General features: G+C 63.5%; 4 protein-coding genes. 2 read left to right on the forward strand and 2 right to left on the reverse strand.

Annotation, left to right across the window (positions count from 1 at the left end):
• Both F0Q45_RS23610 and F0Q45_RS23615 read left to right on the forward strand, forming a co-directional pair.
• Window positions 1-353: hypothetical protein (locus tag F0Q45_RS23610; protein WP_223163943.1), on the forward strand; the 353-nt coding region annotated here is incomplete at its 5' end.
• A gap of 3 nt (window positions 354-356) precedes the next feature.
• On the forward strand, window positions 357-2,471 hold the full coding sequence (locus F0Q45_RS23615; protein WP_149656213.1) for a hypothetical protein: 2,115 nt from the start codon (window positions 357-359) through the stop codon (window positions 2,469-2,471).
• Between the two features lie 304 nt (window positions 2,472-2,775).
• Here F0Q45_RS23615 and F0Q45_RS23620 read toward each other — a convergent pair whose 3' ends face one another.
• Together F0Q45_RS23620 and F0Q45_RS23625 are read right to left on the reverse strand one after the other, a co-directional pair.
• Window positions 2,776-4,380, reverse strand: a complete 1,605-nt coding sequence (locus F0Q45_RS23620) for a PE family protein (protein ID WP_149656214.1) — start codon at window positions 4,378-4,380, stop codon at window positions 2,776-2,778.
• 413 nt (window positions 4,381-4,793) lie between these two features.
• On the reverse strand, window positions 4,794-4,973 hold the full coding sequence (locus tag F0Q45_RS23625; RefSeq protein ID WP_149656215.1) for a hypothetical protein: 180 nt from the start codon (window positions 4,971-4,973) through the stop codon (window positions 4,794-4,796).
• Between the last annotated feature and the right edge of the window lie 1,168 nt (window positions 4,974-6,141).

The raw sequence follows: 6,141 nt of genomic DNA on the forward strand, positions 1-6,141 counted from the left end.
CAGCGACTCGGCGGCGAGGATCGCCAGTCTGCTCCGTGAGATACGAGCGGGTGGCTGAAGTGTTGCCGCCGGCGCATAGATTTCAGTCGACCCTGGGCGAATCGCTACACGGGATGAAAGCCGAATCCTGCACGGCCACAACCGAAGCCCGGACTGTTCAGGTCACTAGGATCGGGCTCCATGGGCGGACCGAGCTGCGCATCGCAGACGCGCTGCTGCGACAAGGCGTTGAAACCGCGGCGACCGCGGTCGTCGAAGCGGAGCAGCGGGAGCCCACCGCCGTTCAACAGGGCGCTGTTAGCTACCCGACAGGCGTGCCCGAACGGGGTTCTCAGACCCTGGGAGGCGAGTAGGCGATGGGCGTGGAGAAGCCGGAAAGTCCCTACGCTGAGTTGATGCTCGACCCTGGCGGGTGGCCCGAGGTCGATGAGAACGACTTGTATGACCAGGCCAAGGATTACATTTTGGTGCACAAACAACTCGCCGACGTGCACTCGACTTGCCTGCAGCAGATGCGCCAGATCTTCGAGGGTGGTGTCTGGTCCGGCGACGCCGCCAACGCCGCCCACTCCAAGCTCCTCGACGTCAGCTCGCGGATAGAGAGACTGGTAGCGGAACTCCGCTCGGTGTACCTCTGGTACCTCGACATGGCCGCGTTGGTCATGTCGATCAAGGAGGAGATCTGCGACGTCGTGGTGGCGGCTGAAGTGGAGATAGATCTCCTGGAGGAAACTGTGGAGGTTGACCCCGAGGCGCCCGCCGAGATCGCGGCGTTGATCGTTGCGGTGCACGAGGCGAACGTCGGTATGGTCACCACCATTGCGGAGGCGATGCAGACCGGCCTGGCCCTGATCCCAGATGAAATGTTCCCGAAGATAAGCACCAGTGCGGTTATCAATGCCCTCCCCGACGGCACGCCACTCACACCGCCATCATTCTTCCAATCGCTGCCCAACCCCTCGCAACAGTTACTCGGGACCACAGCGCCCACCGCGAACGCCAGGCGATCTGACACCCCCCAGCCAACCCCGGCGGCGACGCCACCTGACGCCCCTCGGCCAACCCCGGGTGCGGCGGCATCTGCCACCCCGCCGTCGCCGCCGGGTGAAACACCAGCTGCGGGAATTCCGACATCTCCGGCGGCTGTTCCTAATGGCTTTCCTGAGTCGGAGCCGAACGCCCCAGGGGGGAGGTCGGTGGCCCCGATGAGTTCGGAGGAGTCGAAGCGGCCGCCAACAGCTCGGCCTGGATCCGTCGATCAGCAGGACGAGTCGGAGGAGAAGCCACCGCTTTTGGGCTCAGAACCTGTAGAGAGTTCATCGTTGTCCGAGGAGACCGCAGCTGCGGCTGGCTCGCCGGCCGCTGCGGCTGGCTCGCCGGCCGGGCCGGCGCCGGCGGTGGCGCCGGTGGCGCCGGTGCCGCCGGCCATGTCGGCGGTCCCCACGATGTCGACCGCGCCGACCCCACCGGGCGGCGCCGCCGCGGGTCCAGGCTCGGGTGCTGCTGCTCCGGTCGGGCGCGTGGTATCGGGTGGGCCGCCCGCCACCACAACACCAGGATGGTCCAGCGGAGCGGTGGCGGAGATGCGGCCGGCTGTGGGCGCGGGTTTGCCCGCGTACCCGCAAGTGCAGGGGGGCGGTGAGCGGGCGCTGATCCCGGTTTCGGCGGCGCGCGCCGAACGCGACGCGATCGCTGCAGCCTCGACCGCTCGCCCGAGCACCGATGAACCTGATGTGCTGACCCTGGCGCGGCGAATCGCGGCGGCGTTGAACGCGGCCGATGTGGGCGGCTGGGGCGATTTCGGGTTCTTCTGGGTCACCGCCGTGACCACCGACGACGCGATCGTGGTGGCCAACAGCTATGGGGTGGCCTACATTCCCGATGGGGTGCAGCTACCGGAGCTGGTGGAGATGGCCAGCGCCGACGAGGCGATCCCAGCTAGCGAGCGGGCGCGCTGGGCGACCCGCCCGGTGATAGCCGTGCAGTGCTGGGCAGCCCATCACAACACCCAGCTGCGCGCGGTGATCGGCACCGAGGAGCCTCTGGCCACTTCCGATCCTGGCGTGCCCAAGATTGTGCTCGAACCGGACGACATCCCGGCCACCGGAAAAATGACCGGTCGATCCCGGTTAGAGGTGGTGGATCCAGTGGCGGCCGACCTGTTGGCAGCGACCAGTGATGGGCATTTGATCGACCTGTTGCCGCCACCTCCGGTGGATGTCAACCTGTTGGCTGATCGACGCCCCGCGTTGTGGTTCGAGGTTCTCATACCCATGACCAGCGAGGCCGAAGGTCGTGACGGCGCACACCTGAGCGCGTTCCACAGCTACGCCGCCCACGCCCACGAAGTCATTCTCGGGGAGGCGCAGACCGCGGTCGACTTCGCCGCACAGCGCGCCGCCATTGCCGACTGGCTGTACTGGCGGCGCGTCGCTGAGCTACTCCACAACGCCCTTGCGGTCGCACCCTGAGCCAGCACGCCGTAGAGTTCTCTGGCCGCGACCACGTCGTAGACGTCGACAGATTCCCGACCTCGCGTCGCTTCGCCAGCTGCTCGAGGCTACGCACGACAACAGTTACATCCACCGGCGTCTCCGAGAACCTGACGGGCAGTTGCAGGCCCTCGCCGCGGCCGAACCCGCACCCGACGCCCTCGCCAGCATCCACGGCGGCGACGGCGCGCACCAGGGTGATAAAAGTCAGCTGCTATGCCGGAGTTGAACGCCTCGGTATTTGCGGCCGATTTCGTGGTAGTGCTGAACGAAATTGTGCCGGCTACGCTGCGGGCGTAATTGCTTTCGCTAGCTCTTGTGGCAGGTAGTTCACCAGCAGCGGAACCATTCCTGAGAAAGGCGTGCCGCCGATGGTTAGGTCAACCGGAAAACCCGGTAAGGGGAAACCAGGCACGTCTATCGTCGCCGTAACGGGGTGTGGCGGGACGAGAATCCCGTCGAAGGGCATGTGCAGCACGATCGATACCGTTGTCGGGAGCGGTGATGGGAGACCGGTTGACACCGGAATTGTCAAATCCATAATTTCTCGCCCGTTGAGGAACCCGTTGGCCACAACGGCTGGAGCATCAATGAGTGCACCAAGTGTTGCTAGACCGTTCCCGGTGGCCATGGCGTGCTCGATCGCCGTGGCGCTGGTCGCAAGCGCGTGGAAGGTGACAACCGGCGGACCCGCCGCCGCATAACCTAGCGCCAACGGCAGCCCGAAGAAAGCGCTGAATTCTGCGCCGACCGGTAACAGATGCACCGCAATGCTCCCCGAGATACCGGGAGTACTGAGCGTGTTCAACACGTTGGTGAAGTTCTGCGACATCTGTCTGGGGATGGAGCCCGGAGGCATCAGGTCGGTGAGGTACTGCGCCTCTTGTCCGGGGACGCCGGCGATCGTGAAGAGGTGCTCAAGTGGGCCACGCAGGGTGACGTTCGTCGAGATGCGCACCGACAAACCGTCAATGGTCACTCTCACGTTGTTGGCTTCGGCTCCGGTGACGAAAAGGTTGGCATGAGCCTTCGCCAGGTCCACCGCCGCGTCGGTGTACTCGCCTGCCTCCAGGTGTCGGTAGGCCACCCGAAGCTCCGCCTCGTAACGAGGCAGCCCGGCCGTGATCTCGTTGGTCGCGTCGTTCAGCTCCGTGCCGATGGTCTGCGCGAAACCGGTCTGTGTGGTGATGAACTGCTGCACATGAAGTCCGGGGTTGAAGGCTAAAAGTTCCCGCAGGGCAGCCGGGACGGCCACAGGCAAATTCGCCAACTCGGCGGGCAAGTTCTGGATGGCGCTGCCGGCAGCGATGGCCGTCTGCGCTAGGTAAATCTCCTGGTTGGCCATGATCTTGCTCAGGAGCGGGAACGGATGAGCAGCCCAGTCGCTGGTGAGGGCTTGCAGGTTGGTGGCCGTGTTGGCAAAGAGTTGCTGGTAGGCGCCGCCGGGTGCGGCAGCGGCCGCGCGGGGCGCCACCAGCGTGGGCAGCACGCCCGCCTCGAGCCCCTGCAGCCCGGGTACGCTCGCGACGATCTGGTCGAACAACGGTGAGGCCGCGCCGCTATTCGTCCGCGGCGCCTCAACTGCCTTCGCCAGCATCTGCCCAGCATTGGCGGCCTCGGCGGTGAGATATGCCGCAGCGCCACCATTCAACAGGCGCACGAACTCGTCATGAAACGCCACCAGTTGGGCGTTGAGAGCCTGAAATTCCTGGCCGTAGGTGCCAAACAGCTGCGAGACAGCGATGGAAACCTCATCGGCGGCGGCGGCGGCGATCCCGGTGGTGGGGCCGGCAGCCGCCGCGGCTGCCTCCTGAAGAGCCGAGCCGATACCGGCCAAATTCGCAGACGTAGCCGTTATTACCTCGGGCGCTGCAAGCACGAACGACACTATTATTTCCCTTTCGGTTGAATTTCGGCGACCTTTCGATCGCAGGCAAATCGAGCCTAGTATCACACAGCCTATTCGCGTAGCGGATCCGGCATTTTGTCAACTTCTAATTCGGCGTGTTCGGAACGCCAGTGCTTGAGCACGGCACGCCCCCCAAGTCCGGCGGACCTATTCGCGAAACTGCACGCCTCCATCGAGTCGGCGTCCCAACATTACCGCGATTAGATCCTCGAAAACTGGATCGAAAGGCCCACGCGCGAGAGAATAGACTGTACTTGATTGGTGTTGGTTCGACAAATTTTACCTAATTCCTCATTTGAGGAATTAGGAGCTCTGTATTTCTCTGTTTACTGAACTTTTTCGGTCTTGACTTGGCTCTGACTTTTGCCATAGCGGACGCAGGCGTGGGTCTGCTACTCGGGAATCCCAGCGCGTAACGGCAGGATCGGCTGGGTGCGATCCGGTGCCTGGACCCGAGATTTCTCATCGGCTCTGACCACCACCGCCCCGGTGGACGAGTCCAGGTAGCGTCCGACCACATCACGCGGTTCGGCCTCCAGCTCGGGGTCCGCAGAGAAGTTGAACGTTTCCACTCAGTGTGGCTGGATGCTCCACTTGCGCCAGATCTGGGCCACCGAGGCGAACGAGGTCCCCAACCGAGCGGCCATCAACCGCGCCAACCCATGTGTCGCCCCAAATATATTGACGGTTTTCCCTTGTTGGCCAACGTCTCCGCGAGCACGGCGACCGCACGGCGACAGCATCGATCACGGGGTTGCGTCCCGGTCGCGCATCATCATCGGGCGGGTCAACTCCCGAATCCCGGAAGCGGTCCCCGCCATTTGGGCACGGTTGGGTGCGACGTAGCGATTCGTTCGGCGATTCAGTGTTAGGCACACCGCCGCCAGCCCCGCGCGCACCGTCGGCGCCCTCGTCAACGCTTCCAATCTCGACCGATCACTACCGCGCAACCGCGACGCCCGGGCCACATGCACCCGACAATTTTCCCAGCAAAACATACATAAATGTTTCAATGATACGCAACACTAGGGTGATAAAAGTCAGGTCAGATCAACCACACGAAACCTTCACGTGGATATCCGCCAGGCCGCCGCTGCACTCCGACTCACGAAGAGCCGCAAATCCGAACACGATGAATATCATTCATCCGAGGCGCCGCAATTCAATAACCAGAGAATTCCAGACACCAACAAATTCCCCAAATAAAGAATTAAGAACAGTTGACAGGATTGCGCAAATAGGCCAAATTGACTAAGGACTAACGTAGCGTGCTGGCGCGTATCCATTGCACGAGCGATCGTCGACGACCCCTGACTGTGTCGTGATCGGCTGTGCTAGCTGTTGCCCAATCGCGCGGAATTGTTCGACTGTATGGAGTTTGTGAGAGGAGATCCGATCGGTGGATCGAGGCTTAGCTGCCCGAGTAATAGGCCTTAGCGCGGCGGGGATTTGTCGACCGCAGTGGATGCCGCCTGAATCGCACGTGAGGGCAAGGGAGCAACTGATGTCGTACGGGTTGCGCCGGAGATGCCGGCAGCGGTTGCGGTCGGGATTGGTTCGGCGGTGCCGGTGGGTCCTTGGTCCACACACCATTGATGACGCGGTTGATCGACAAGCACGGCACTGCCGCGGTGATGCCCCCGTAGCCGCGGGTACCCCGGCCGCGTCGGCCGCGACCCCGATGGGTGTGGGCGCAATGGGCCACGGTCCACAATCGGCGACTCCACCAGGGCGGCGCCG

It is taken from the genome of Mycobacterium simiae, assembly GCF_008370645.1.
Classification (GTDB): Bacteria; Actinomycetota; Actinomycetes; order Mycobacteriales; family Mycobacteriaceae; genus Mycobacterium; species Mycobacterium simiae_A.

Coding starts and splice junctions, on each gene's coding strand:
- F0Q45_RS23615 (WP_149656213.1), top strand. CDS start 357: ATGGGCGTGGAGAAGCCGGAAAGTCCCTACGCTGAGTTGATGCTCGAC.